The following is a 26,162-nucleotide window of genomic DNA, read 5'->3' as shown; positions in this document are numbered from 1 at the left end:
ATGGATTCCATGCTCATTTTCAGCCTGATGATGGCTTGCTTTGCCATCCTGATGGTTATCGGTACCCCCATCTTCGCCGCGCTGGGTGTTGCCAGTATTTCCGGTATTTTGATGAAGTCCGGCCTGGCCGGTCTGGACGTGATCCCCGCCACCTTGCACCGTGGCATGGCCAGCTACTCCCTGATCGCCATTCCGCTGTTCATCCTGATGGGCGAAGTCATTGCGCGCACCAGTATCGGCGGCAAGCTCTATCAGTTGTTTTACCTGTGGTTGAACCGTTTGCCCGGTGGTTTGGCCGTGGCCAGTGTGGGCAGCTCGGCTGTGTTCGGTGCCATGAGCGGTGTCAGTGTGGCCGGCGCAGCCACAATTGGCCGCTTTGCCATTCCTGAAATGCTCAAGCGCGGTTACTCGCCCAGCCTGTCCGGTGGGACGATTGCCGCGGCCGGTGCGCTGGCCTTGCTGATTCCTCCCAGCATCGGATTTGTGCTGTATGGCGAAATGGCGGACCAGTCCATCGGCAAGCTGTTCATTGGTGCCTTGTTGCCCGCCCTGATGGTTACCGTCATGATGGTGATCTATGTCGCGCTGGTTGCCATCTTCCGCCCTGAAGCCGCTCCTCGTAATTCGGAAACGGTTACCTGGGCGCAAAAGCTGGGTGCCTTGAAAGATATCTGGGCCGCCGCACTGCTGATTCTGCTGGTGCTCGGAACTATCTATCTGGGTATTGCCACGCCCACCGAAGCAGCCGGTATCGGTGCCTCCGGCGCGTTCCTGATCGCCATTGCCTATGGCGAAATGAACTGGCGCACGGCGCTGCAAATCCTGCGTTCCACCGCCGTCACCAGCGGCATGATCTTGCTGATTCTGGCCGCCGCACTGCTGTTTGGCTACATCATGACGCGTCTGATGATTCCGCAAAAGCTGGTCACGCTGATTACGGCTTCGTCTCAACCGGCGTGGGTCATTCTGATATTCGTTCTGCTGTTTCTTATTTTGATCGGCATGTTCCTGGATATTGTTTCGCTTATTCTGATCACCACGCCTGTTTTACTGCCGGTTATTGTGGCCCTGGGTTACGATCCTCTCTGGTTTGGCATTGTGATGATTATTGCCTGCGAAATGGCCGTAATTACACCGCCGGTGGGATTGAATCTGTATGTGATCAAAGGCATTGCCCCGCAGATCTCGCTACAGCAGATTACTCGTGGTGCGCTGCCCTTTGTGGCCCTGGAAATTCTGGCGATTATCATTTTGACGATATTCCCCGACATCATTCTTTGGTTACCTAGAACGCTTTAAAAATAAAACCCGCTTAATGCGGGTTTTTATTTATCTTCCACCCACGTTTTTTACGATGGCAGCATAATATTTGATTGCTTTTCCACTTTCTTTTTCTATTCCAGAATCCATAGCTGGAGGAAACAGAAATGGATAAGAACAGCTTTACCGAACCCCCGCTCAAAGGCATCAAAGTCCTGGAGCTGGGTTCATTGATTGCCGGCCCCTATGCCGGTAGCCTGCTGGCCCAATTCGGGGCCGATGTCATCAAGATCGAACCGCCCGGCAAAGGCGACCCGCTACGCCGCTGGCGGCAGCTGCACAAGGACACCTCCCTGTGGTGGCGCGTGCAAAGCCGCAACAAGCGCTCCATTGCGCTGGATCTGCGCCAGCCCGAGGGCCAGGAAATTGCCCGTGAGCTGGCCCTGCAAAGCGATATCGTCATTGAAAATTTCCGCCCTGGCGTACTGGAACGCTGGGGCCTGGGCTGGGAAACGCTGCACGCACTGAACCCGCGCCTGATCATGGTACGCGTCTCCGGCTATGGACAGGATGGCCCCTATCACCGTCGCCCCGGCTTTGCCGCCATCGCGGAATGTATGGGTGGCCTGCGTTATGGCACAGGCTATCCGGATCGCCCCCCCGTACGAGCCGGTGTCAGCCTGGGCGATACGCTGGCTTCGCTGTACGGCACCATAGGCGCGCTGCTGGCCATGCACCATCTGCGCCAGGAAGGCGGGCAGGGCCAAATGATTGATGTGGCCTTGTACGAATCTGTCTTTGCCATCATGGAAAGCCTGATTCCGGACTATCAACTGAATGGTCATCAACGCGAACGCACCGGAGCCAGCCTGCCCGGTATCGCACCGTCCAACACCTATCCCACCGGCGACGGCAAATGGGTGGTGATTGCGGCTAATAGCGATGCCATTTTCATTCGTCTGATGCAGGCCATGAGCCGGCCCGATCTGGCCAACGATCCGCGCCTGTCCGACAACGCCGGACGCGTGGAACACAGCGCCATGCTGGACCAAACCATTGGCGACTGGACCGGCGCGCGCAGCCTGGAAGATGTGCTGACAGCATTGGACAAGGCCGAAGTTCCCAGCGGCAGCATCTACACCGCCGCCGACATTCTGGATGACCCGCACTACCAGGCGCGCGGCATGCTGGAGAAACACACACTGGAAGACGGCCAGGAGCTGACCATACCCGGCATCGTGCCCAAGCTAAGCCGCAGCCCCGGCGCCACTCAATGGTTGGGGCCGGAGTTGGGCGAGCACACAGACAGCATCCTGCAAGAACTGGGCATGAGCCCGGAGCGCCGCCAAGCCCTGCGCGAACAAGGAATCGTGGAATGAGTACCGTATTGATCACCGACGTCACCTTGCGTGACGGCCTGCAAATCGTGCCACGCTGGGTGCCTACGCCGGACAAACTGCGTATCGCGCAAGGACTGCCTCAATGCGGCGTGCGCAAGATTGAGCTGACGTCCTTTACGTCGCCCAAAGCCATCCCCTCCTTGGCGGATGCCGACGAGCTGGCCAGTCTGACCACACGCGACCCTCAAGTCTGCTACACCGCACTGGTCCCCAATCTGCGCGGTGCGCAGCGCGCTTTGGCAGCCAATATGAACGAGCTGAACTTTGTGTTTTCAGCCTCTGAAGCGCATAACCAGGCCAATCTGCGCATGAACATTGCGCAATCACTGGCCCAGCTGGAACAGGTACTGGAAGCGGCGGAAAAAACGCCGGTCAACGTGTCCCTGTCCACCGCTTTCGGCTGCCCCTTTACCGGCGCCGTCGCCCCCGCACACGTGATTGCCTTGATGCAGGAAGTGCAGCGCATGGGAGCCAGCTCCATCAGCCTGTGCGATACCACCGGCATGGGTTCGCCCGTGGATGTAGAGCGCCTGACCCAAGCCGCCTTGAGCTTGTATGGCGAGCAGGGCGTAACCGGCCATTTCCATGACACCCGCGGGCTGGCGCTGGCCAATGCCTGGGCGGCCTATCGTGAAGGCGGACGTCGTTTCGATGCGGCTTTGGCCGGTTTGGGTGGCTGCCCCTACGCCCCCGGTGCCAGCGGCAATGCCAGCCTGGAAGATCTGGCGCATATGTTCCAGATCAGCGGTGTGGAAACAGGTTTGAATCTGGAAGCGCTCCAGCCCTTGGCCGAAGAAATCGCGGCCCTGACGCAAGAGCCTATTCAAAGTCGCCTGCACAAAGCGGGGCCTGCCTACGCCTTGAAGGTATGCCAACCATGAGCACGGCCCGTACCCTTTTTCAAAAGCTCTGGGATACACATCGCGTCGCGGCAGTAGACGATGAGCATGATCTGATCTACATAGACCGTCAGTTGTTGTACGAAGTCACCAGTCCGCAAGCCTTCGAGAGTTTGCGCCTGGCCGGACGCCATGTGCGTCGCCCGGAAACCGCACTGACCACGGTGGACCACAACGTGCCCACTCGTCGCCGCAATCAGCGTCTGGAAGATCCTTTGGCCCAAGCGCAGATCGACCAGATGGAGATCAATAGCCGGGAATTTGGCCTGCGCTATTTTGGGCTGGATGACGAGCGCCAGGGCATCATTCACGTGATCGGACCCGAACAGGGCATGACCTTGCCCGGCTCCAGCATCGTGGCCGGAGATTCCCATACCAGCACGCATGGTGCGTTTGCGGCTTTGGCCTTTGGCATTGGCACCTCCGAGGTGGAGCATGTTCTGGCCACACAATGTCTGGCCGCAAAACGCATGCGCAGCCTGCAAGTGGATGTGCAAGGCGAACTGCCCGCTACCAGCACCGCCAAGGATCTGATCCTGCACATCATTGCCCGCATGGGTGCAGATGGCGGGCGGGACTGTGCCATCGAGTTTACCGGCCCCGCCATCCGCGCCTTGTCCATGGAAGGGCGCATGACCTTGTGCAATATGGCGATCGAAGCGGGTGCCCGTATTGGTCTGGTCGCTGTGGACGACAAGACTCTGGACTATGTGCGCAGTCGCCCCTTGGCACCGAAAGGCGAGGCCTGGGACAAGGCGGAACAATACTGGCGCACGCTGATCAGCGATGAGGGCTGCCAATACGATCAGCACTTGCAAATCGACGCCACGCAGGTCGCCCCTACTGTGACCTGGGGAACCTCCCCCGATATGGCGGCGGCTATCGACCAGCTTGTGCCTGATCCATTAGCGGCCACCACGGGCAAACAGGCTGACGCCCAACGCGCCTTGAACTATATGGCCTTGCAGGCCGGGCAGCCGCTGGCGGGTATCAGCATAGACCGGGTGTTTATTGGTTCCTGTACCAACGCCCGCATTGAAGACTTGCGCAGCGCTGCGGCCATGGTGAAAGGCAAACGCGTGGCCAGCACGGTGCTGCAAGCCTTGGTCGTACCCGGCTCGGGATTGGTACGCCGTCAGGCCGAGCAGGAAGGCTTGGACCAGGTTTTCACGCAAGCCGGTTTTGAATGGCGCGAGCCGGGCTGCTCCATGTGCCTGGGCATGAACGAAGACCGCCTGAATCCGGGCGAGCGCTGCGCCTCCACCTCCAACCGCAATTTTGAAGGCAGGCAGGGCGCCTTGGGACGCACACACCTGATGAGCCCCGCCATGGCAGCTGCCGCCGCAATTGCAGGCCATCTTGTCGATATCCGCCACTGGGACGCTGCATGAACACACCCTTTACTTCCGTGCGCTCGCGCCTGATTGCGCTGGACCGCGCCAATGTGGACACCGACGCGATCTTGCCCAAGCAGTACATGACTTCCTTGTCGCGCACCGGCTTTGGGCAATATGCCTTCGACAACTGGCGGTACGCGGATATTGGCTACCCCGGCAAACCGCTGGCCGAGCGTGAGCCGATCCACAGTTTTTGCCTGCATCAGCCGCATGCGCAAGGCGCCCGCATTCTGCTGGGACGCGAAAACTTTGGCTGCGGGTCCAGTCGCGAACACGCGGTCTGGGCGTTGAAGGATTTAGGCATTGCGGTACTTATCGCCCCTTCATTTGCTGACATCTTCCGCAATAACTGCTTTAAAAACGGCATGTTGCCGATACAGCTGGCTGCGGAGCAGATTGATGGCTTATTCACCACTGCCGCGCAAAATCCGTGGGATGAATGGACGGTAGATCTGGAAGCCTGCATGTTGATCGGTCCCGATCAACACATCCGTTTCCAGGTGGAGCCTGAACGTCGCCACCGCCTGCTGCTGGCGCTGGACGACATCAGCGTGACAGAGCAGAAAATGGATCAGATCCAGGCATACGAGCAACACCGCAGGAAACAGGAACCCTGGTTATTTAGCTAAAGACGATAGATAAAGGGGGCAGTCGCGGAAGGGGAGTTCCGCCGCTGCTTACCTGCCTCCCGCCCTGGCAGTCGCAGTCGCAGTCGCAGTCGCAGTCGCAGTCGCAGTCGCAGTCGCAGTCGCAGTCGCAGTCGACAAGCATCAAAACACAGCTCAAGCCTGTTCAGGCCACAAATAGAACAATTTCTTGAACCGCTGCTTTATTAGCCGGGAGCCATCACCGCTCCTTTGCCTACCCCTTACCAAGCAAACATCGCCTGTTTTGCCAAAACAGCTCCATGGGACGCACTCCCACCGTGGAGTCAGACGCGCTTCGAATTTGCTCAAAAATCCCCCTGAAACCCTGATTCCGGCGCGGTTTCGGAGCGAAATCGACTGCATCACCTCCTTATACCCCTAAGTTTTTTAGGGTCGTTTTTATATCACAAAGGCGCCTAACTGCTTGAACCACCTACAAGCAAATGCTACAAATGAAACATTAATGAGAATCATTTTTATTTATATTTAACTTAAAGATCCATGCGCATTTCTCATCTTATTGGCCTGAGCCTGCTCAGCGCGAGCAGCAGTTGGGCACAATCTTCCGATGCTCCCCCGGTTACGTCTTTGTCCACCATTGAAGTCAAAGCCAGCGAATACATTGACTTGCCCCCCGCTTATGAAGGCAATCATGTCGCTACCGGCGGCAATCTGGGTTTGCTGGGCAACCGGGATGTCATGAACACCCCCTTTAGCACCATCAACTACACCAGCGACTACATCGAAGACCTGCAAGGTCAGGAACTGCGCATTCTGATCAGCAAGAACGACCCTTCCGTACAGACCCCCGGTGCAGGCGGAACGGGCGGCAAAGACACCATGTATATACGGGGTTTCCGTGCCGGTGACGTGTCTCTAAATGGTTTGCAAGGTTTGACCAGTGGCCGCCGCGTGATGGCCATCGCAGAGCGTTTAGAAATTCTCAAAGGCCCCTCTGCCGTTCTGAACGGCATGAATGCCAGCAACGATGTGGGTGGCTCGATCAACCTGGTGACCAAGCGTGCCACGGACGATCCCATCACCAACGTCACCATGTCCTATATCCAGCCTTCCCAATTCGGGACGCATCTGGATCTGGGCCGTCGTTTCGGGGAATCCAATGAGCTGGGCCTGCGTTTGAACGGTGTGTTCAAGGACGGCGAGGGCGTAGTGGACCACCGTACCAATCGCGACAAGCTGATCTCTTTGGGCGCTGACTATCGCCTGGGCTCCGTCAAGCTGTCTGCCGATCTGTACCACCTGGAAGAGTACATTTCCGGCCTGAACCGGGGTGTGCGTCTGGCCAAGGGTCTGGACAAGAACCCCTTGCCCACGCCACCCAAGGGCAATGTCTTGCTGGGTGTCCCTTGGGCCGCTGGCCTGACGCGCGAAACCACGGCGCTGGTACGTGCAGACTGGGCTGCCAGCGACAAGCTGGCCGTCTACGGCTCGGCGGGTTACAGCAAGTCCGAGATGAGCAACTACAACACCAAGGGCAGCACCTTGCTGAACGAGCAAGGGGACCTGAAGCTGGCTGCGACTCGTCGCAACAATAACGGCTACAACCTGGCCGCCAATAGTGGCCTGTTCTACAACTTCGACACCGGCGCCGTGCACCACACCATCAGCGCTGGATTGGACTGGAATCGCAAAAGCTCGCGCAGCGACAACACCTCCATCAAGGGCTGGTCCGAGACCATCAATATCTACGATCCGGACTACCCGGCTCGCCCTTATGTCCCCATGAATGGGCTAAGTGCGCCTAACGTCAGCTATCTGTACAGTGCAGCGCTGGCCGATACCCTGTCTTTTGCGGATGGCAAATATCAGCTGACACTGGGCCTGCGCCAGCAATGGGTCAGCACCAAAGATAAAAGCGGCAAGAGCGACAACTACAGCAAGAACGCACTGACCCCCACCATTGCCGGTGTCTGGCAATTGCGTGACGACTGGATGCTGTACGCCAACTACGCCGAGGGTCTGACCCAGGGCATGATTGTGGGCGATGACTACGCCAACGAAGGCCAGATCTTCGCTCCCCAGAAAACACGTCAATACGAAATCGGGATGAAGTATGACAGCGGGGACTACGCGCTGACCGCCGCTCTTTTTGACATCACCCAACCCAACAGCTACGAGAGCGCCGAACGTTTCAATGGCAAGCCCAACCTGAGCTATGACGGCCGCCAGCGCAACCGAGGAGTGGAAGTGCAAGTCTTTGGTCAAATCGCCGAGAACTGGCGTCTGACCGGCGGCATTGCCTACCTGGACCCCAAGATTCGCAAGGCCAGCAACCCGACCAACGAAGGACGTATGGCCGTAGGCCTGTCCCGCTGGGTTGCCAAGGCCGGGATTGAATGGGATACGCCTTTTGTTCAGGGCCTGACCTTGAATGCCAACCTGCACAGCCAGTCCAAGCAATATGCCGACGCCAGCAACAGCTACTACATGCCGGGCGTGACCACCTATGACCTGGGTATGCGCTACAAAACGCGCTTTGCCGGCAAGGAAGTGACCTTGCGCGCCAGCCTGGAAAACGTGGGTAATAAAGCCTACTGGGTCGTACCTTTGAGCAATGGCCAGGGTTCGCCACGTACCTTCCTGGCTTCGGCCACCATGAAATTCTAAGCAGACCAGCGATACCTCTGCCATCCAGTTCTCCGTCTGGCTGGCAGAGTCTAACTCCGCTTTTGCAGGGCCGGTTCATGCGTGTATGCCAGGCCCTGTTTTTTTATTGTTTTAAAGGGCTTGCGAGCCAAAACGGTAAGCCTCTGGGCTTGCCAAGCATCTTCGAGAGATGCAGTGGCATTCAGCTCCTACACCCCGGCCGCCGCCCGCATCTTGCGTTGTGAAGCCGGTGCCAAACCTTCCGCTTCCCGGTATTTAGCCACCGTACGGCGCGCCAAAGTCAGGCCCTGAGCCTGCAAGAGATCGGTAATCTGCTGGTCCGACAAAGGCTTGGTGGGGGACTCGTCCCGAATCATCTGCGCGATCTGCGCACGCACCGAAGCCGCCGACAGGTCAGCCTTGCCATCGGCACTGGCCAGCGCCACGGTAAAGAACTGCTTAAGCTCCATCACCCCATGCGGCGTCTGCATGTACTTTTGCCGCGTTGCGCGGGAAATCGTGGACTCGTGCAAGTCCAGCTCGGCCGCCAGATCGGCCAATTGCATGGGTTTCAGCGCCGACACACCTTGCGTAAAGAAGTCCTGCTGCATCTGCACGATAGCTTGGGCCACCCGCAAAATCGTCACGAAACGGCTGTTAACGCTGCGCAGCAAGCCAGTAGCTTTTTGACGCTCCGCCAGCAAGGCTGGGTGCGCTTCAATTTCATAATCGTGCAGGTTAACCAGTTGCAGGCGCGGCACAGCCAGGGGATTCAAGGCCGCCTGCCAGCTATCCTTGCCACGAATCAACAACACGTCCGGCACCACATAGGCCGAGACGTTCTGCGTCCAGGCACGCCCCGGTTTGGGGTCCAGTTTCAAGACCAGATGATGAGCCCGTTCCACCAGTTCAGCCGGATAATGCCCCGCACAACGCTGACGCAGCTGACTGGGCGAGGCCAGAATACCAACATGCTCGCGCACCAGATAACGGGCGCAATCGAGCAAGGCAGGTTCCAGCTGCTGGGCCTGTTGCATCAATTGCAAGCCCAGGCACTCGGCCAGATCCCGCGCCCCGACACCAGCCGGATCCAGAGACTGCACCTGTGCCAGAGCACAGCGCAAATCACTTTCATCAATATCCAGCTCTTCAGGCAGGCAGGCCAGCACCTCTTCCAGAGAGACGGGCAGGTAGCCGTTATCGTCCAGCTCATCGATCAGTAATTGGGCCAAAGCGCGGTCACGGTCGCTCAAACGCAACAGTCCCAACTGCTCGCTTAAATAAGCGGCCAGGTCCTGGGCAATGGCCGATTCGGGGGTCCAGTCAGGGTCGTCCGAGTCCCCCTGATGCTTGGGAAACTCCAGGCTCGCCCACGAGGATTCCGCCTCGCCCGAAGTGGCTTCGGGCAATGGCTCGGCGGCGACATCCGTCTGCACGTCCAGACGTTCCAGCAAGGGGTTATCCAGCAAAGCCTGAGCCAATTCCTGCTCCAGCTCGGCCCCCGATAGCTGCAACACTTTAATAGACTGTTGCAATTGCGGCGTCAAAACCAGCGTTTGCTGCTGGCGTAAATCTAGTGACTGACGCGTAAGCATAGGTACAATCGTTTCCATGAAAACTGACAACGCCCAGACACCCACCGCCAACGATAGTCAGGCTCTGCGCAGCACGCTGTTCAAGCTGTGCGCCACGGCCACTATTATCTGCACCGTAGTCACTATCGTGGTAGCCATTATCTGGTGGGACCTGCTCAACCGTCTCATCAGCTTTGGGCGTGGCCTGGATTACTCCGGCCTGCAGGCCTTGAGCATTCAAAACCTGGCGCTGATCAAGCAATACAACCCGTTTTTCTGGTGGACGGTAGTGGGCGTCATAACCCTCATTATTGCCTATCTTTTGTATGGCTTCGTACAAGGGGTCATGCGACGCAACCAGCAACGCATTATCGACGAGTCCACCGTGGCTCAACTGGCCCGATCGCTCAGTCGTCCGGCCCGTGAAGTAGTTTTGTGGTGCTGGCCCGACCAGCGCAGTCCTTTGACTGTGGGCGATTTACAACGAGCCCATAGCGAGTTGCGCGCCGGACGCTTTGGCAAAATGGAACTGGCCGAGCAGCAAAGCCGCCTGCTTCAAGCCGATTACGAACGCCACGAGCCACAAGCGTAAAGCTTGCCTTCCTGTTTTTTTTGTGTTTGACTAACGGTCATGACTCACGCACGCCAATCCTCCTACGCCTGCCAAGGTTTCAGCCCCGCCGCTGAAGCAGCCTTGTCGCGTTCCGTGCGTGAAGGCCGTTCTTCGGCCCCTGCCTCCAGCCTATCCCAGCTGCTACTACTAGCGTCCGGTTGCCGGGCCTAGTGTCCTGTGGCAGTTCGGCAGCCAATACTCAGCCACATCTACGTCATTTGTGCCGCCACCGGCCTACGTAAATGCTGCAATCGCTGGTGACGGCAAGAAGTAATCAACACTTTTTGTCCGACAGGTATCCCCATGGCAATGCTGAAAAACCCCTCTCAAAAGTATCGTCCTTTTGTCGCCTTTGATCGCGACTTCGCTGAACGCACCTGGCCTTCCAAGCGCATCACCAAAGCGCCCATCTGGATGAGCACAGACTTGCGTGACGGCAACCAGTCCCTGATCGAGCCCATGAACGTGGCTCGCAAACTGCGCTTTTTCGAGCAACTCGTCAAAATCGGTTTCAAGGAAATCGAGGTCGGTTTCCCTTCCGCATCGCAGACCGACTTCGATTTCGTTCGCAAGCTGATCGAAGAAAACCGTATTCCTGAAGACGTCACCATCATCGTCCTGACGCAATCGCGTGAAGACCTGATCAAGCGCACGGCCGAAGCCGCTGCCGGTGCCAAACGCGCCATCATTCACCTGTACAACGCATGTGCACCGGCCTTTCGCAAGATTGTCTTTAACTTGAGCAAGGACGAGATCAAGGAAATTGCCTTGACCGGTACACGTCTGGTCAAGAACGAAGTGGCCAAGTACCCGCAAACCCAATGGGGCTACGAGTACTCGCCCGAAGTGTTCAGCACCACTGAGCCTGAGTTTGCTCTGGACGTGTGTAACGCGGTAGTGAAAGCCTGGGGTCCAGCCGCCGACGAGCGCGTGATCCTGAACTTGCCCGCGACCATTGAGGCCACTACGCCCAATATGTACGCCGACCAGATCGAGTGGATGCACAACAATCTGGAACAGCGCAGCAACGTGACCTTGAGCGTGCACCCGCACAACGACCGTGGCACTGCCGTGGCTGCTGCTGAATTGGCCGTGATGGCTGGCGCAGACCGTATCGAAGGCTGCTTGTTCGGTAGCGGCGAGCGCACCGGCAACGTCTGCCTGGTGACCCTGGCCCTGAACTTGTACACCCAGGGCGTGGACCCTGAGCTGGACTTCTCGGACATCGACGAAGTGCGTCGCACTGCCGAGTACTGCAACCAGTTGCCCGTGCACCCACGTCATCCTTACGCTGGCGATCTGGTCTTTACCGCCTTCTCCGGCTCCCACCAGGACGCCATCAAGAAAGGCCTGGCTCAGCAGAAATCCGACGAACTGTGGGAAGTGCCTTACTTGCCTATCGACCCGGCCGACCTGGGCCGCAGCTACGATGCGGTTATCCGCGTCAACAGCCAGTCGGGCAAGGGCGGGGTTTCCTACTTGCTGGAACAAGAGCACGGTCTGGTCTTGCCACGTCGCATGCAAATCGAATTCAGCCGCGCCATTCAGCGCGTGACCGATTCTTCCGGCAAGGAAGTGACGCCTTCGGACGTGTACGGCATTTTCGAATCCGAATACCTGAACTGCAAGAAGCACTACAAGCTGCTCAAGCACAACATCATCAGCCAGCCTCACGCCGACAGCGGCCAGCAATTCACGATTGAAGTGGATGTGGAACACGACGGCCAGGTTCGCACCTTGAAGGGTTCGGGCGAAGGCGCGATCTCTGCCTTTGTGAATGCCCTGGATCTATCCATCAAGATCATGGACTACAACGAGCACGCCATTGGCTCCGGTGCTGAAACCCGCGCTGCCGCTTACGTGGAAATGCGTATCGGTGACAGCCCATCGGGCTTTGGTGTGGGCGTTCACGCCGACATCGTGACTTCCTCCTTCCTGGCGATCTTGAGCGCGGTTAACCGCCACACCATCGCTCAGCAAGAAGCTGAAACCACAACGGCTTAATACCGTCTTCATACCGCGACTTGGGTGGTGATCCCATCCAAGCGCCCGCCCGGCTCACACTAGCCGCGCCAGACCCGCTTTCGCAGCCCGACTTATCGTCGCTCTGCCCGCAACCCGCCCACAAGGCGGGTTTTTCGTGGGTGCAACATGGCAACTCGTATCAAAAAGCAGTAAACCCAGCAAAGTAGTGAAACCGGCACCGACAAAGGTGCGAACATTCACCTTCGCTTGGCTTGGCTTGGCTTGGCTTAGCACTAGAGCTTTAGGGGAACATCTCTTATCGCCAACGCAGCTAGCCATGCCCTAAATGGCTTGATTGCCCTTAGCCACAATCAACCTGCAAATGGCTAAAGTCTTTGGCCCGCAACTTATCGTCTTCGATAAAAGCCATAAGACGAGCACCGTCCTGCCAGCACCAATGCAGTTTTTCATGCGACTGCACGGTCAACAAGGAGCGCCAGCGCGATTGGCTCGGATGCTCCTCCTGGTTGGGCGTAGGGTCATAGGCCAGACTGTCCCAGGAAGGGCGGCCCAGCAGGTAGTCAGCCGGCAGCTCACCGTTTTCTTCCAGCTCGTCGAACCAGTCGTAGAGTTCCTCAAAATCAACCGGCCAATCCTGACGCAGTTCCTCATGACGCGGAATGTCGATGCAGTTTTCAAACTCCAACGCCCAGCTACGCGTGCTCCAGCGATGAGGCGCCTGAATCTCCTGGAAATCGCTGGTGTCTGCCCAGTAATAAGCCTTGAGATAGTCCTCATCACGCCAGAAAATGGCGTCATCTTCATCGAAACCATAGAACAGCGACAGCAGACCGCTGCTTGGCAAATCAGCCGGGCGATCCGGCCCCTGCGGCAACTCCGCAAAGTTGATCTGACCTACAAACAGATAGTGACCATCTGGATGCTCGGGCCAGGTAAAACCGGGAGGCACCATAGGCTGACCACCAAAACGGCTTTGCAAGGGCTGGCCCTTGTCTTTACCCAAATGGATAGCCACCGCGGGCTGCGCCAAATCCAGGAAATACTGTTTATGCGCTTGCAGCAGTGGCGAGGCATCAAGGTGTTTTTCTAGCGTTTTGAGATCCATAGTGCTTCGGATAACAGGGTTGCAGACTATGCAGTTTCAAGCCAAGTCTGAATCTGCTGGATTGTAATAAGCCCCTGAAGACTGAGCCTATGCATTGTGTAACTGAAGCTCCGGCAGGAGGCTGGGTCGAAAGCCGTGCAAGTTCTCAAGGTACGCCTGCCCCACAAGGTTGTAGTGGCGCTGGCAGCGGCAATAACAGCGATGAGGCCTATGCTCATGACTGTGACGGCAGCATCAACTGCAAACCAACAGCCTCACAAGCCCAAAAACATTCAAAAAGACATAAAAAAAACCGGCCCCACAGAGCCGGTTTCCCATTGCCTTGAACCTGATCAGTACGTGACCGCCAGGCCCGGCAAGTCCACGGTGACCTGCATGGAGCCCACCGCTTGCAAGCAATGGCGCGCAAACTCCTGGGCGCGCTCATCGTCTTGCGACAGCAGCGTGTAACCCAGGGCATCAGCCACGCCCATAATCTTGTCCAGCAACAGCACTTTGCCGCTGGCGCGCAGAGGTTCACAGCCCAGCTCTTGCCAGGTGCGATCGAACCAGTCGCGCGATTGCTTGCCGCTGTCCGGATCAATGGTTTGTATAGGAGTGACCAGCTCTATGTGCTGGCGAGGACTAAAGATCACAAGCACCATAGCGCTCATAGACGATCTCCGAAAAAAAATAGATCAACTTTGGAGCTTAAGCAAAGAAGGCCTGCCAAATTGTCGGCAGGCCGACATTCCAGGGACTACCAGGAACTATCTGCCGGTTCCCACATCACCGGCACGCCGGTGTTATTCGCCTGGCGCAACATATCCAGCAAAGGATAGGCACGTTGGCTGAAGCTCACGGCCTGCGAAATCGGGTGTTCCTTGTCCTCGTCTTCGTCCTCGTGGGGCGAATGCTTGTTTTCCCGGTCTTGCCCGATCGCTCGCTCGATATTGCCAATGGCTTCGGACAGTTGCTCTGCCGTGAACACGCCACGCTCGGGCAAACCATCAGGATAGGAGCGCCCCGCGGCCCGGAGAATAGGCATGGCATGTTCAGAGAACATCAGAACATCGGCGGCGGCTTTGCTTTTAAAGACGACTAGCATACGGTTTCTCCTTATGGATCTTTGTGTTTCCGATTCGACTTTCAGGATACACACCCCTGCAAGATAGCAGGATTTTCCCCGTCTTGGAGAGTCCTTCATGCCAGCCGCACTCCTGTCTTGGCTAATCTTGCTCTTGATCACCTTGCCATCCCTGGCCTGGTCACAAAGCTCGCTTGAATGTCCCTTGCCCCCGTCATCCACCCGCTGTGCGCCGGCAGCGGCCTTGGGAGAACAGGGCGAGCCCGCAGCAGATATGGGTTTGCTCAATCCAGTGGATTTACTGAGCGGTCAGAAATACCAAAGCGATACGGACCTGCCATTAAGCCAGGCCTGGCCCTTGCTGCAATTGCAGCGTCACTGGAATGGGCAGGGACGCAATCCTACGCCGACTCTTGGACAAACTGGCTGGGCCTTGAATTACGACCTGCAATTGCGGCAGCAAGGCCATGCCTTGTTCATGCCAGATGGGCGACAGACTCGCTTGTACCCGCCAGCACAGGAGCAAAGTACGGGCTGGTTCTGGCAGGGGCCGAACGGTTTGATTCTACGGTTTGACGAGCAGGGCTGGTTGATCCATGTGCGGGTTTCGACCCAGCAGTGGCTGGATATAGAGCGCTTTCCGGACACGCATCCACATGCGTATGCGATTAAAACTGTACGTAATCATTTGGGCCAAACGCTGGTGTTTGACTGGAAAAACCAAGCGCAGGAGCAGGTGTCGCCACAGGGGCAGGGGCCGGGACAAGGACAAGGGCAAGAGCAAAACCAAACTCAGGCTCAGGCCCAGACTCCAAGACCAGCTCAAACCAAAACCAGGCCCCTAGCTAATGTCACAACGGTGATAACGACAGCGGAAACGGCAGCAGCAGCAGCAGCAGAAGAAGAAGAAGAAGAAGAAGAAGAAGAAGAAAAGGCAACGGCGGCAACCACAACCGCGCCGACAGCCACAGCCACAGCCACAGCCATCAGTATTAAAACCCCGGCCGGGCCATTTCGCTTGCGTCTGGAACAGCACGATCAGCAAATCTGGCTGGCCAGCGTCAGCCGTCCGGACGGCATGCAACGCCTCTACCATCCGGCCCCTGCACCTTGGTCACACCGTTTAGGTGGCAGCCGCCTGCAAGCACCGGAACAAGCCCCTCAGCCAGTCCAGCAATGGGAGTACGACGCCCAAGGCCGAGTCAGCCGTTTGATCTCCCACGCCTTCAATCAGGACTGGACGGCGCGCTATGAGCCGGGCCTGAGTGAATGGTCCATAGGCACAGAGCGACATCGCTTCCATTACCGCGCTTATCAAGGCCAGCAGCGGCTACAAAAACTGGAAAGCCGCTTGTGTGAGGACTGCCCGGTCCACAGCACGGAGTGGCAATACGATCCACAAGGGCGCTGGTTGCAGGCCGGACCTTGGACCGCGCAGCGCCGTGCAAATGGAACTCTGTCTCGGCTGGAGCACAAGCAAGGCAGTTGGGGGCCACTAAGCCTGGCGCTTGATGCAAAAGGGCGCTTGCAGAGCTGGGCCAGTGAGCAACATGGAAGCGAAACCCGCTACTGGAACCCGGACGGCAAGCTGACACGTATTGAATATGCCGGAGAAGGCTCACTTCAGATTCAATACGACCAACAGGGACGTTTGCGCAACCTTGAACATCAGCAAGATCAGGAAACTGAACGCAGTGAACTGGACTGGCTCGGGCCTGGCGCGCTGCGTATTCGTCATCCCATGGAAACGCAATGGCTGAAGTTGCGGGCTGGCCTATTACAAGAACGCCGTCTGGAACGTAGCCATAGCCCCGGCCAAAGCTGGACCGCGCGCTTTGAGTACGACGAACAGCGCAGGCTGACGCAGCACACCCTGCCGGAGGGTGGACAACTGCGCTATCGCTGGGATGCACACGGACGTTTGCAGTCTCTGGAGTGGGTCCCGAAAACCGGGCAAAGCCAGACCGTGATCCACGCACAAGAGGTGGGCTATGCCTGGGGCAATGGCCTTCAATTGATCAGCCATGCAAACAACACCGGGCAAGCTGTGGATTTAATGCTTTTGCAGCCGGATGGCACACCTGTCTGGACACAAGCCCGCCGCCTGGATGCTCAAGGCAAGGTGCTGGAGGATCGACATGAATATCCGCTGCTACAGCAAACACGCCATTGGCTTTTGCATTACGACGCCCAAAACCGGCTGATCGCGTTCCGCCAAGGCAAGACGGAATCAGAACAGTGGCTGGCCTGGAACCACAGCGGCGCACTTGCTGCACGCCATCCAAAGCCAGCCGCTTCCATTCAGCGTTCCTCCACCGGCACGGCGAAAGCCGTCGGCAACTTAAATCTGGACTACGGTCCCAACCGTCGCTTACAGCGTGTACAAACAGCAAACACCACTTTGGTCGAATACCGGCACGATGCCTTTGGCCAGCGCATCTGGCGCAAGCAAGGCAATCAGGAGCGCGCCTTCTTCTTTCATGGTCAGCAATTGATGGCTGAACTGGATTTACCCGCTGCGCCCGGCCAGCTCATCTCCCGGCGCTATCTGTATGCCGGGCTGACGCCGATAGGCATGATTGTTTATCAGCCAGACGGGCAAGGGCAACTGTACTACCTGCATAGTGACTTGATGGGTGCGGTACGGCTGATTAGCGACCAGCAAGCCAGGCCGGTCTGGGCTGCCGACCTCAACCCTTTTGGACAGGCCGAACCCTTGCTTGAAACCCTGGAGTTCAATCTACGTCTGCCGGGGCAATATACGGAGTCCGCTACCGGCTGGCACGACAATCTGCTGCGTACCTATCTACCCGAGCACGGCCACTATCTGGAGGCGGACCCGTTAGGCCCATGGCCACAAACCCAGGCCGTGGGTTACGCCCAACAACAGCCCTTGCGTCATATTGATCCCACCGGCCTGCTTCTGTTCGCCTTTGATGGCACACGACAGGCCCCCATTACCAATAGCAATGTGTGGAAACTGTCGCAGTTGTATCAGGATGGAGCGGTGCATTACGCCGAAGGGCCGGGCGATCCCGTGACCCTGAACTGGGATGCACTGACCGCGTGGCGAGCAGGGCGGATTCTGGAATCGCAATGGAACAACTTTCTGAATCGCATGCAGGAGCAAGGCCCGGCCCCGAGCGCTGCACCTGTAGATTTGCTGGGTTTTTCTCGGGGAGCAGCACTGGCACGAGACTTCTCCAATCGCATTCTGGATCACGTGCAACAGGGGTGGTTTGTGCTGAATGATCCGCAGCGCGGTGCGATTCGAGCCTGCATCACGCCCCGCTTTTTAGGACTGTTCGATACCGTGGCCCAATTCGGGCTGGGCGGCGGCAACAACTCCCAATATCGCCTGGGCGTATCCGACGCCTGGAGCTGGGTTGCCCATGCCGTCGCCATGCATGAACACCGTGCCTACTTCCCCTTGAGCGCCCTGTCAGAGGCCATGAACACCGTGGAAATGCCCTTTATCGGCGCACACAGCCAAATTGGCGGCGGCGTGCTGCCTGATGAAAACGAAGAAACCATCAGCGATCTGGATAAAGTGGCGCTGGCCTGGATGCACTGGCAAGCCAGGGCAACGGGCCTGACGCTGGCGGAACTGGCGCACACAGACCTTAGCGTCCGTCACCCTGTTCTGCTGGACATGCGCCTGCCTGGGCTGCGGCTAGCTAAAGGCAGTTTGCGGGGTGTGGACTTTCACGGGCAGGGTCGAAACCTGATGTACCAAGACCTGCACCCGCGTCTGGGTAAGGCCACCCAGCAATCCATGGAAACAGTGATCAAGCGTCATAACAGTTGGCGTATCCGCCCCGGTAATCAAGTGGGTTGGGTAGACATGGACGCTTACGATACGTGGTTACATAACCACCTGGGATGGGAGCGCCAGGCTTCTTGAAAAGAATTTGGCGTCAAATCACGCTATCATGTGGGGCTATCCGGCGGGCCAATGTCGCGCCTTCCATCTGATGCGGGAACCACCCGCCTCAGTTGTCTTTCTACCAATCCAGACCTTTCCTATGCTTGCTGAGCAACAATCTCAATTAATCGCCTGCCTACAGGCTGCCGTCCGTGCCATCTTGCCCCAGGCTGAACCCAACATCACGCTGGAGCGCCCCAAAGTGGCTGCGCACGGTGATGCCGCCTGCAATATTGCCATGCAATTGGCCAAACCAGCCGGTCGCAACCCGCGCGAGCTGGCTCAGCAAATCGTCGATACCCTCTTGGCCGATCCGAATGCCGCCGCTTTGCTGGCAGGTGCGGAAATTGCCGGCCCGGGCTTTATCAACTTCCGTCTGTCCACCGCCACGCATCAGGCTGTCCTGAAGACCATTGCCGAGCAGGGCGAGAACTTCGGCCACGTCGCTCCTACCCAGGAAAAACTGATGGTGGAGTTCGTGTCGGCCAACCCGACCGGCCCCTTGCATGTGGGCCACGCCCGCCAGGCCGCGCTGGGCGACTCCCTGTGCCGCGTGTTCAGCTCGCAAGGCTACGACGTTACCCGCGAGTTTTACTACAACGACGCCGGTAACCAGATCGACAACCTGACCACCAGCGTGCATGCCCGTGCCCGTGGCATCGAGCCCGACAGCGAGCAATTCCCCGCTGACGGCTACAAAGGCGACTACATTCTGGATATCGCCCGCGACTACCAGGCCGGTGCAACGGTTCAGGCTGCCGATGGCGCCTCCGTCACCGCCAGTGGTGATCTGGACAATCTGGAAGACATCCGCCGCTTTGCCGTGGCCTACCTGCGCCGCGAACAGGATCTGGACTTGCAGGCTTTCGGCCTGAAGTTCGACAACTTCTACCTGGAAAGCTCGCTATACACCTCCGGCAAGGTTGAAAAAACCGTGCAGGCCCTGATCGACGCCGGTCACACCTACGAGCTGGACGGCGCGCTGTGGCTGCGCACCACCGAACTGGGCACAGGCGACGACAAAGACCGCGTGATGCGCAAATCCGAAGGCGGCTACACCTACTTCGTGCCGGACGTGGCCTACCACGTGGCCAAGTGGGAACGCGGTTTCCACCACGCCATCAATATTCAGGGCTCCGACCACCACGGCACCATTGCCCGTGTGCGCGCTGGCCTGCAAGGTCTGGGTCTGGGTATCCCCAAGGAATTCCCGGCCTACATCCTGCACAAGATGGTCAAAGTCATGCGCAATGGCCAGGAAGTGAAAATTTCCAAGCGCGCAGGCAGCTACGTCACCTTGCGTGACCTGATCGAATGGGTAGGCCAGGACGCCGTGCGCTTCTTCCTGATCCAGCGTCGTGCCGACTCCGAATTCGTATTCGATATCGATCTGGCCCTGTCCAAGAGCGAAGAAAACCCGGTTTACTACATCCAGTACGCTCATGCCCGTATCAACTCCATGTTGAACCAGTCGGCAGAACTGCTGGATCAGGTGCCTCAGGCCGACATCACGCCTTTGACCGCCCCCACCGAAATCGCCCTGATGCAGCGTCTGTCCGAATACCCCGATGTGCTGGCCCAATCCGCTCGCGAATTGGCTCCTCACCACATTGCCTTCTGGCTGCGCGACTGCGCTGCGGACTTCCACTCCTGGTACAACGCCGAGCGCGTGTCGGTAGACGACACCGCCTTGCGTCTGGCCCGTCTGCGTCTGGCCCAGGCCTGCGCCCAAGTCATTCGCAATGGTCTGAACCTGCTGGGTGTGTCCGCACCCGAACGTATGTAAACCCATAGGCAGATATGGCAAGAGCACGTAAAAAATCCAGTAGTTCCGGCGGTACCTATACCGGCATTCTGATTGGCCTGATTCTGGGTCTGGGCGCGGCGGTTGCCGTTGCCCTGTTTGTCACCAAAGTGCCCATGCCCTTTGTGGACAAGGCCAGCCGGGACAAACCTACCGTTGCCTTGCCTGAGGGGCGAGACTTGCTGGACCCGAACCGGGACCTGTATGGCAGCTCCAGCGGACAAACTCCTCCGCCGGGCGACACCATTCCCGGTTTGACCTTGCCCCCCGTCAATTTGCCCAGCATCCCGCCCAAGCCCGCGGCGCCAGATGCCTTGGGTGATCTGATCGCCACCTTGCCCGCCATGGGTACGGAACCGGCGCGCCAGCCAGAGACTCGCAATACCGCTCCTGCGGCACCTGCGGTCACGCCTCCGGCCACAGCGCCTGCCGCTCCAAGCACCCCGGCACCGGCAGCCAGCAAACCAGCCACACCGGCTCCTGCTGCGCCCCCGGCAGCGACCAAGCCAGCCACCACCTCTACCCCCTACTACCTGCAAGCAGGTGCCTTCCGCAACAATGCGGACGCCGAAGCCATGAAGGCACGCTTGTTGATGTTGGGCTTTGATGCATCGGTGCAAAGCGCTCAGGTCAACGGCAGCACGGTGAATCGGGTACGCATGGGCCCCTTCAAGGGCATAGACGAAATGAACCGGGCACGCAGCCGTCTGGCCGAGGAAAAAATTGATACTTCGGTGGTACGGCCCTAAGCAATTTGCGCCAAAGGCAGCCCCAAGGTGAACTTTTCCGCCATTGCACAGGTCATAGACCTCATCTTCCCCATTAAGGAAATTGATTCATGAAGCTGAACGCATTGTTTGTACGATCCCTGGTCGGTGCCAGTCTGTTGGCTGGGGCGACCTTGTTGCCCGCCACCAGCGCGCTGGCTCAACAAGCCAACCAAGGCTACGTCACCCTGCCTGCGGCTCAGCCCTCGGACAGCGTCGGTAAAACCGAAGTGCTGGAGTTCTTCTCCTACAGCTGCCCACACTGCGCCATTCTGGAACCCAAGGTCGAAGCCTGGGCCAAGAGCCTGCCAGACAACGTCGTGCTGCGCCGTGTGCCTGTTGCCTTCAATGCCGGCATGACCGATCTGCAAAAGCTGTACTACACCCTGGAAGCCATGGACCGTCTGGACCTGCATCCCAAGGTGTTTGAAGCCATTCACCAGAAACGTGAGCGCATTTTTGATGCCAAGACCATCACGGCCTGGGCAGCCCAGCAAGGCGTGGACAAGGCCCGCTTCGAGCAGACCTTCAACTCTTTTGGCGTACAGACCAAGGCCAATAAAGCCAACGAACTGTCCAACACCTACCAGATCCAGGGCACACCCAGCCTGGCCGTGGGTGGCAAGTTTGTGACTTCGCCTGCACTGGCCAATGGCTACGACGAAAGCATCACCAAGGCTCAAGAGCTGCTGAAAATGGTCACCAATGGCTAATCAGCGATCTGGCTGAACCATACAGCCAAGGGCCCTCAAGACTGGATTCGCTCCGGTTTTGAGGGCCCTTGGTGTTTCTATATCTGTGATCTATTAGCTGCCGGTAGCCCGTAAGTAATTCGATAACAGCGGCTTATAAGAAGATACGGGATTCCAACGTCATTGCAATTCTGGGCCATTTATTAAAGCCAGGGTGCGTCCCTGGCTAGAGCAGTCAGTTAAAGGCCTAAGCCTGCGCCGCCTTCTCAAAAGCCTGTGTCAGATCGGCACACAAGTCCTTGGTGGACTCCAGGCCGATATGCAGGCGCACCAAACTGTCCTGACTTTGTTCCCAATAGCTGTGGCCCCCCAGGAAGCTCGTATCTACCAGTTGCACCAGACTTTCAAAGCCACCCCAGGAAAAGCCGATACCAAACAGCGTCAGGGCATCCACAAACACACGGGCCTGCGCATTGCTCAGCCGTAGCTGCACCGACAACATGCCGTTAGAGCCGGTGCAATCACGTTGCCACAAAGCGTGGCCTGGATCTTGCGGCCATGCCGGGTGATAGATACGGGTGACTTCAGGGCGGCTATCCAGAAACTGGCAGACCTTCAAGGCATTGGCGGCGCTTTCACGCATACGGATAGGCAGGGTGCGAACACCACGCAGAGCCAGCCAGGCATCGTCCGCACTGATGGAAAAGCCCAGAGCATAGTGATTATCGTGCAAGCGCTTGTTGATCTCCGGGTCGGCCGACATCACCGCACCCAGCATCAAATCGGAGTGGCCTGCCACGTATTTGGTGCCCGCCACGATAGACACATCAAAGCCCAATTCCAGTGGACGATAGATATAGCCCGAGCCCCAGGTATTGTCGGTGACCAGCAGCAAATCATGCTTGCGGCCAAATTCGGCCAAGGCGGGCATATCCAGCATCTGCATCAGCAAGGAACCGGGTGATTCCACGTACACCATGCGGGTGTTGTCCTGCAGATGACGGGCCATTTCCTCGGGGATCGGGGCGCAGAATGTGGCCTGTATGCCCATGCGACGCAGCACGGTTTTTTCCAGATAGCGCACCGGGCCATACGCACTGTCGGCAATCAGCACGTGATCGCTGGAGTCCAGCAAGGCCAGCAAACCCAAGGTAATGGCTGCCATGCCCGACGGTGCCAACAAGGCCTGGGTAGCAGACTCCAGCTGACAGAACACCTGCTCCAGCGCGGCATGGGTATCCATACCGGAGCGCCCGTAGGTAACCGAGCGTTTTTCAGGATCTGCCTTGTCAGCCTGAGCACGGTCCAAGGCATCCAGATTGCGAAAGCGCACCGTACTGGTGCGCATGATGGGCACGGCCACCGGCGCCGCATCCGTATGCGGATCGAACGGGGCCAGACCAGTGTGTTGCAGGGCGGTGTCCAGGGCGAGATCAGAGCTCATAGTGTCGGCAGGCGGTAGCAAGAAAAGCTCTACGCTACCACAGGCCAGCAGGCCCGGTCGCCTATGCCAACAGTCGCTATATTGCCCCCTCTTATTAAGAGGCGCCCCGGTATTTAAATACGCTGAAAGCGGTAAACCCCGTCCTCGCCCATCTCGCGACGCAAACGATCGTCGAAATACAAGGCGTGCAGGTGGGCAATAGCCTCGCCCATGGCGAAAGTCATCTGGTGCGAGTCCAGCTTGCGATGGAACAGCACGGGCAAAATGTCGGCGGCGGTACAAGGCTGGGCACAGGCTTCCAGCACTTCCTCCAGGCGCTCGGCATGGTGCTCCTGCTGCTGACGAATACGCTCGTGCATGCCACGGAAAGGCTTGCCGTGCGAAGGCAGCACCAGGGTGTCCGGGGCCAGGTCCTGATAGGACAGCAGGGAGTTCAAATACAAGGGCAAAGGATTGGCGAAAGGCTCGGTATCGAACACGCTGATATTGGTGGAGATACGCGGCAAGAGCATGTCACCGGAGATCAGCACCTTTAGCTCCTCACAGTACAGGGACATATGCTCGGGAGCATGGCCGTAACCCACAATCAGGCGCCAGGGACGACCGGCAATCACCACACGCTGACCATCCATCAAGCGCACAAAACGCTCGGGCACCGAAGGCACCATCGAAGGGTAGTAATCCCCACGGCTGCGAATCTGCTCGCGGGCTTTTTCATCCTGCAGGCCATGACGGACAAAGTGCGCTTCTGCGGCCACCCCATTCGGGCCACCGGCTTCCGCACCAGTCTGGCGTCCACCCGTACCCGACCACAGCTTGGCGGTCGCGTAATCCGTCATGCTGATCCACAGCGGCGCATCCCAGCGCTGGCACAGCCAGTCCGCCAAACCAACATGATCCGGATGCATGTGCGTGACGATTACACGCAGCACGGGCAAGCCTTGCAGCTCATTCTGAAAAACCTGTTCCCACAGCTCCCGCACTTCGGGGCGAGCCACGCCACAGTCCACAATCGTCCAGCCCTCGCGGCCATCGATTTGGTCGCGCAATAGCCACAGATTGATGTGATCCAGCGCAAAGGGCAAAGGCATGCGTAGCCAGCGCACCCCCGGCGCGACTTCCAGGCTGCCGCCCGCTGGGGGCAGGGTATCTGCCCAGGGATAATTCAATTTTTGTTCGTTAGGATTCATGCTCGCTCCAATGAATGGCTCTTGTAGGGCGTAAGGGCAGACCATACTAAAAGGCCCTAGTTCGCACCCCGGCTCTATGGCATGATAGTTTACGTTTACGTAAATCACACTAAAAATGACAACGACAACCTGGACAATATCGGATCTGGCGCACGAGTTTGGCATCACGCCCCGCACCCTGCGCTTCTATGAAGATCAAGGAATCTTGAGCCCGCTGCGCCAAGGCACTCAGCGCATTTATCAGCCCCGCGATCGCGCCCGCCTGAAGCTGGCCCTGCGCGGCAAAAGGCTGGGGCTGCAGTTATCGGAGATTCTGCGGCTGATCAATATGTATGAATCCCCGATGGACACGGCCTCCCAGCTTAAGCACTATCAGGAGGTATTGAACGAGCATCGCCTGCGCCTGGAGCGCCAGCGGCAGGATCTGGACCAGACCTTGCAGGAAATCCAGGATCAGCTCGATATCTGTCACACCATGAGCGAACAGTTGAAGCTGGAATCCCGATAAGGGAAAACCCATATATATGACGTTTACGTAAACGTAATATAAATACAATTCCACAACCCATTTATTTCCACGGAGTGTCTCATGAGCCTGCCCGGCCTGAATTTTGATCTTGGCTCCGACCTGGACATGCTGCGCGACGCTGTCGCCGACTTCTCCCAGGCCGAAATTGCCCCCTTAGCGGCTCAACTGGATCACGATGACCAGTTCCCCATGCACTTGTGGAAGAAGTTCGGTGAGATGGGTTTGCTGGGCATGACCGTCAGCGAAGAATACGGTGGTGCGAACCTGGGCTATCTGGCCCACATGATCGCAATGGAAGAAATCTCCCGTGCCAGCGCCTCGGTGGCCCTGTCCTACGGTGCACACTCCAACCTCTGTGTGAACCAGATCAACCGCAACGGTACGGAAGCTCAGAAGCAGAAATACCTGCCCAAGCTGATCAGCGGCGAGCATATTGGTGCCCTGGCCATGAGTGAGCCCGGTGCCGGTTCGGACGTGGTCAGCATGAAGCTGCGCGCCGAAAAGAAGGGCGATCGCTACGTGCTCAATGGCTCCAAAATGTGGATTACCAACGGCCCGGACGCTGACACCCTAGTGGTATACGCCAAGACGGACCCGCAAGCCGGTGCACGCGGCATTACCGCCTTCCTGATCGAAAAAGATTTTGCCGGTTTCTCCGTTGCCCAAAAGCTGGACAAGCTGGGCATGCGCGGCAGCCACACGGGCGAACTGGTGTTCCAGGACTGTGAGGTGCCAGAAGAAAACGTGCTGGGCCAACTGAACGGTGGCGTCAAAGTACTGATGTCCGGCCTGGACTACGAACGCGCCGTGCTGGCCGGTGGCCCGCTGGGCATCATGCAGGCGGTGATGGATGTGGTGATTCCCTACATCCACGATCGCAAGCAGTTCGGCCAGGCCATTGGCGAATTCCAGCTGATTCAAGGCAAGGTGGCCGATATGTACACCACCCTGCAAGCCAGCCGCGCTCTGTGCTACGCCGTGGGCAAGAACCTGGATCGTCTGGGTGCAGGCCACGTGCGTTCCGTGCGTAAAGACTGCGCTGCCGCGATCCTGTACAGCGCTGAAAAAGCCACCTGGATGGCTGGTGAAGGCATCCAGATTCTGGGCGGCAACGGCTACATCAACGAATTCCCCACAGGCCGTCTGTGGCGCGATGCCAAGCTGTACGAGATCGGCGCGGGCACCAGTGAAATCCGCCGCATGCTGATCGGCCGCGAACTGTTCGCTGAAACCGCCTAAAAAGGCAAAGGCATGTCC

Annotated in this window: 21 protein-coding genes; 15 read left to right on the top strand and 6 right to left on the bottom strand. The window is 58.0% G+C overall.

The window, feature by feature from the left end:
- From DUD43_RS00820 to DUD43_RS00795, 6 genes are all read left to right on the top strand, one after another.
- A complete protein-coding gene (locus tag DUD43_RS00820) occupies positions 1 to 1,299 on the top strand; it encodes a TRAP transporter large permease (protein WP_153228742.1) in 1,299 nt (432 codons plus the stop codon).
- Between the two features lie 128 nt (positions 1,300 to 1,427).
- Positions 1,428 to 2,639, top strand: coding sequence for a CaiB/BaiF CoA transferase family protein (locus tag DUD43_RS00815; protein ID WP_153228741.1), 1,212 nt, complete (start codon positions 1,428 to 1,430; stop codon positions 2,637 to 2,639).
- On the top strand, positions 2,636 to 3,541 hold the full coding sequence (locus DUD43_RS00810) for a hydroxymethylglutaryl-CoA lyase (protein WP_153228740.1): 906 nt from the start codon (positions 2,636 to 2,638) through the stop codon (positions 3,539 to 3,541). Before DUD43_RS00815 ends, DUD43_RS00810 begins: the two co-directional genes overlap by 4 nt.
- Positions 3,538 to 4,950, top strand: a complete 1,413-nt coding sequence (gene leuC / locus DUD43_RS00805; RefSeq protein WP_153228739.1) for a 3-isopropylmalate dehydratase large subunit — start codon at positions 3,538 to 3,540, stop codon at positions 4,948 to 4,950. The genes DUD43_RS00810 and leuC overlap by 4 nt, the downstream gene beginning before the upstream one ends.
- Complete coding sequence (leuD, locus tag DUD43_RS00800; protein WP_153228738.1) at positions 4,947 to 5,585, top strand: 3-isopropylmalate dehydratase small subunit; 639 nt, start codon at positions 4,947 to 4,949, stop codon at positions 5,583 to 5,585. The genes leuC and leuD overlap by 4 nt, the downstream gene beginning before the upstream one ends.
- A gap of 519 nt (positions 5,586 to 6,104) precedes the next feature.
- The gene (locus DUD43_RS00795) at positions 6,105 to 8,231 is read left to right on the top strand and encodes a TonB-dependent receptor (RefSeq protein WP_153228737.1); all 2,127 of its coding nucleotides are present in this window, start codon (positions 6,105 to 6,107) and stop codon (positions 8,229 to 8,231) included.
- A 188-nt stretch (positions 8,232 to 8,419) separates the two neighbouring features.
- Here the strand turns inward: DUD43_RS00795 and rpoN are convergent, their stop codons facing one another.
- Positions 8,420 to 9,805 (bottom strand): RNA polymerase factor sigma-54, encoded by a 1,386-nt coding sequence (rpoN, locus tag DUD43_RS00790; protein WP_153228736.1) that lies wholly within the window; start codon positions 9,803 to 9,805, stop codon positions 8,420 to 8,422.
- Between the two features lie 16 nt (positions 9,806 to 9,821).
- Between rpoN and DUD43_RS00785 the strand changes: the two genes are divergently transcribed.
- The 3 genes from DUD43_RS00785 (at position 9,822) to leuA (ending at position 12,401) form a co-directional block, all read left to right on the top strand.
- Positions 9,822 to 10,376 (top strand): hypothetical protein, encoded by a 555-nt coding sequence (locus tag DUD43_RS00785; protein ID WP_153228735.1) that lies wholly within the window; start codon positions 9,822 to 9,824, stop codon positions 10,374 to 10,376.
- Positions 10,377 to 10,415: 39 nt separating this feature from the next.
- Positions 10,416 to 10,568 (top strand): hypothetical protein, encoded by a 153-nt coding sequence (locus DUD43_RS00780; RefSeq protein WP_153228734.1) that lies wholly within the window; start codon positions 10,416 to 10,418, stop codon positions 10,566 to 10,568.
- Positions 10,569 to 10,706: 138 nt separating this feature from the next.
- Positions 10,707 to 12,401 (top strand): 2-isopropylmalate synthase, encoded by a 1,695-nt coding sequence (leuA, locus tag DUD43_RS00775; protein ID WP_194273480.1) that lies wholly within the window; start codon positions 10,707 to 10,709, stop codon positions 12,399 to 12,401.
- 322 nt (positions 12,402 to 12,723) lie between these two features.
- On the opposite strand, the gene DUD43_RS00770 is transcribed toward leuA, so the two are convergent.
- The 3 genes from DUD43_RS00770 to DUD43_RS00760 form a co-directional block, all read right to left on the bottom strand.
- Positions 12,724 to 13,488, bottom strand: coding sequence for a YwqG family protein (locus tag DUD43_RS00770; RefSeq protein ID WP_153228732.1), 765 nt, complete (start codon positions 13,486 to 13,488; stop codon positions 12,724 to 12,726).
- A gap of 332 nt (positions 13,489 to 13,820) precedes the next feature.
- Complete coding sequence (locus DUD43_RS00765; RefSeq protein WP_153228731.1) at positions 13,821 to 14,141, bottom strand: hypothetical protein; 321 nt, start codon at positions 14,139 to 14,141, stop codon at positions 13,821 to 13,823.
- 86 nt (positions 14,142 to 14,227) lie between these two features.
- Positions 14,228 to 14,575, bottom strand: coding sequence for a DUF1840 domain-containing protein (locus DUD43_RS00760; protein ID WP_153228730.1), 348 nt, complete (start codon positions 14,573 to 14,575; stop codon positions 14,228 to 14,230).
- Between the two features lie 97 nt (positions 14,576 to 14,672).
- Here DUD43_RS00760 and DUD43_RS00755 point away from each other — a divergent pair, with 97 nt between their 5' ends.
- The 4 genes from DUD43_RS00755 to DUD43_RS00740 all read left to right on the top strand — a co-directional run bounded on the left by DUD43_RS00755 (position 14,673) and on the right by DUD43_RS00740 (position 21,763).
- Entirely contained in the window at positions 14,673 to 18,458 is a 3,786-nt protein-coding gene (locus DUD43_RS00755; protein WP_153228729.1) for a phospholipase effector Tle1 domain-containing protein, read from the top strand.
- A 121-nt stretch (positions 18,459 to 18,579) separates the two neighbouring features.
- Entirely contained in the window at positions 18,580 to 20,265 is a 1,686-nt protein-coding gene (gene argS, locus DUD43_RS00750; protein ID WP_153228728.1) for an arginine--tRNA ligase, read from the top strand.
- A gap of 14 nt (positions 20,266 to 20,279) precedes the next feature.
- A complete protein-coding gene (locus DUD43_RS00745) occupies positions 20,280 to 21,032 on the top strand; it encodes an SPOR domain-containing protein (RefSeq protein ID WP_153228727.1) in 753 nt (250 codons plus the stop codon).
- A gap of 89 nt (positions 21,033 to 21,121) precedes the next feature.
- Positions 21,122 to 21,763, top strand: a complete 642-nt coding sequence (locus tag DUD43_RS00740; protein ID WP_153228726.1) for a thiol:disulfide interchange protein DsbA/DsbL — start codon at positions 21,122 to 21,124, stop codon at positions 21,761 to 21,763.
- Positions 21,764 to 21,989: 226 nt separating this feature from the next.
- On the opposite strand, the gene metC is transcribed toward DUD43_RS00740, so the two are convergent.
- Both metC and DUD43_RS00730 read right to left on the bottom strand, forming a co-directional pair.
- Complete coding sequence (metC, locus tag DUD43_RS00735; RefSeq protein WP_153228725.1) at positions 21,990 to 23,186, bottom strand: cystathionine beta-lyase; 1,197 nt, start codon at positions 23,184 to 23,186, stop codon at positions 21,990 to 21,992.
- A gap of 113 nt (positions 23,187 to 23,299) precedes the next feature.
- Positions 23,300 to 24,376 (bottom strand): MBL fold metallo-hydrolase, encoded by a 1,077-nt coding sequence (locus tag DUD43_RS00730; RefSeq protein WP_153228724.1) that lies wholly within the window; start codon positions 24,374 to 24,376, stop codon positions 23,300 to 23,302.
- A gap of 115 nt (positions 24,377 to 24,491) precedes the next feature.
- On the opposite strand from DUD43_RS00730, the gene DUD43_RS00725 reads away from it, so the two are divergent.
- Entirely contained in the window at positions 24,492 to 24,884 is a 393-nt protein-coding gene (locus tag DUD43_RS00725; protein WP_009463587.1) for a MerR family transcriptional regulator, read from the top strand.
- A gap of 81 nt (positions 24,885 to 24,965) precedes the next feature.
- Positions 24,966 to 26,144, top strand: a complete 1,179-nt coding sequence (locus DUD43_RS00720) for an isovaleryl-CoA dehydrogenase (protein ID WP_063690996.1) — start codon at positions 24,966 to 24,968, stop codon at positions 26,142 to 26,144.
- Positions 26,145 to 26,162: the final 18 nt, after the last annotated feature.

It is taken from the genome of Alcaligenes faecalis (genome assembly GCF_009497775.1).
Lineage (GTDB): Bacteria > Pseudomonadota > Gammaproteobacteria > Burkholderiales > Burkholderiaceae_B > Alcaligenes > Alcaligenes faecalis_D.
This window is presented reverse-complemented; position numbering and strand designations above follow the sequence as displayed.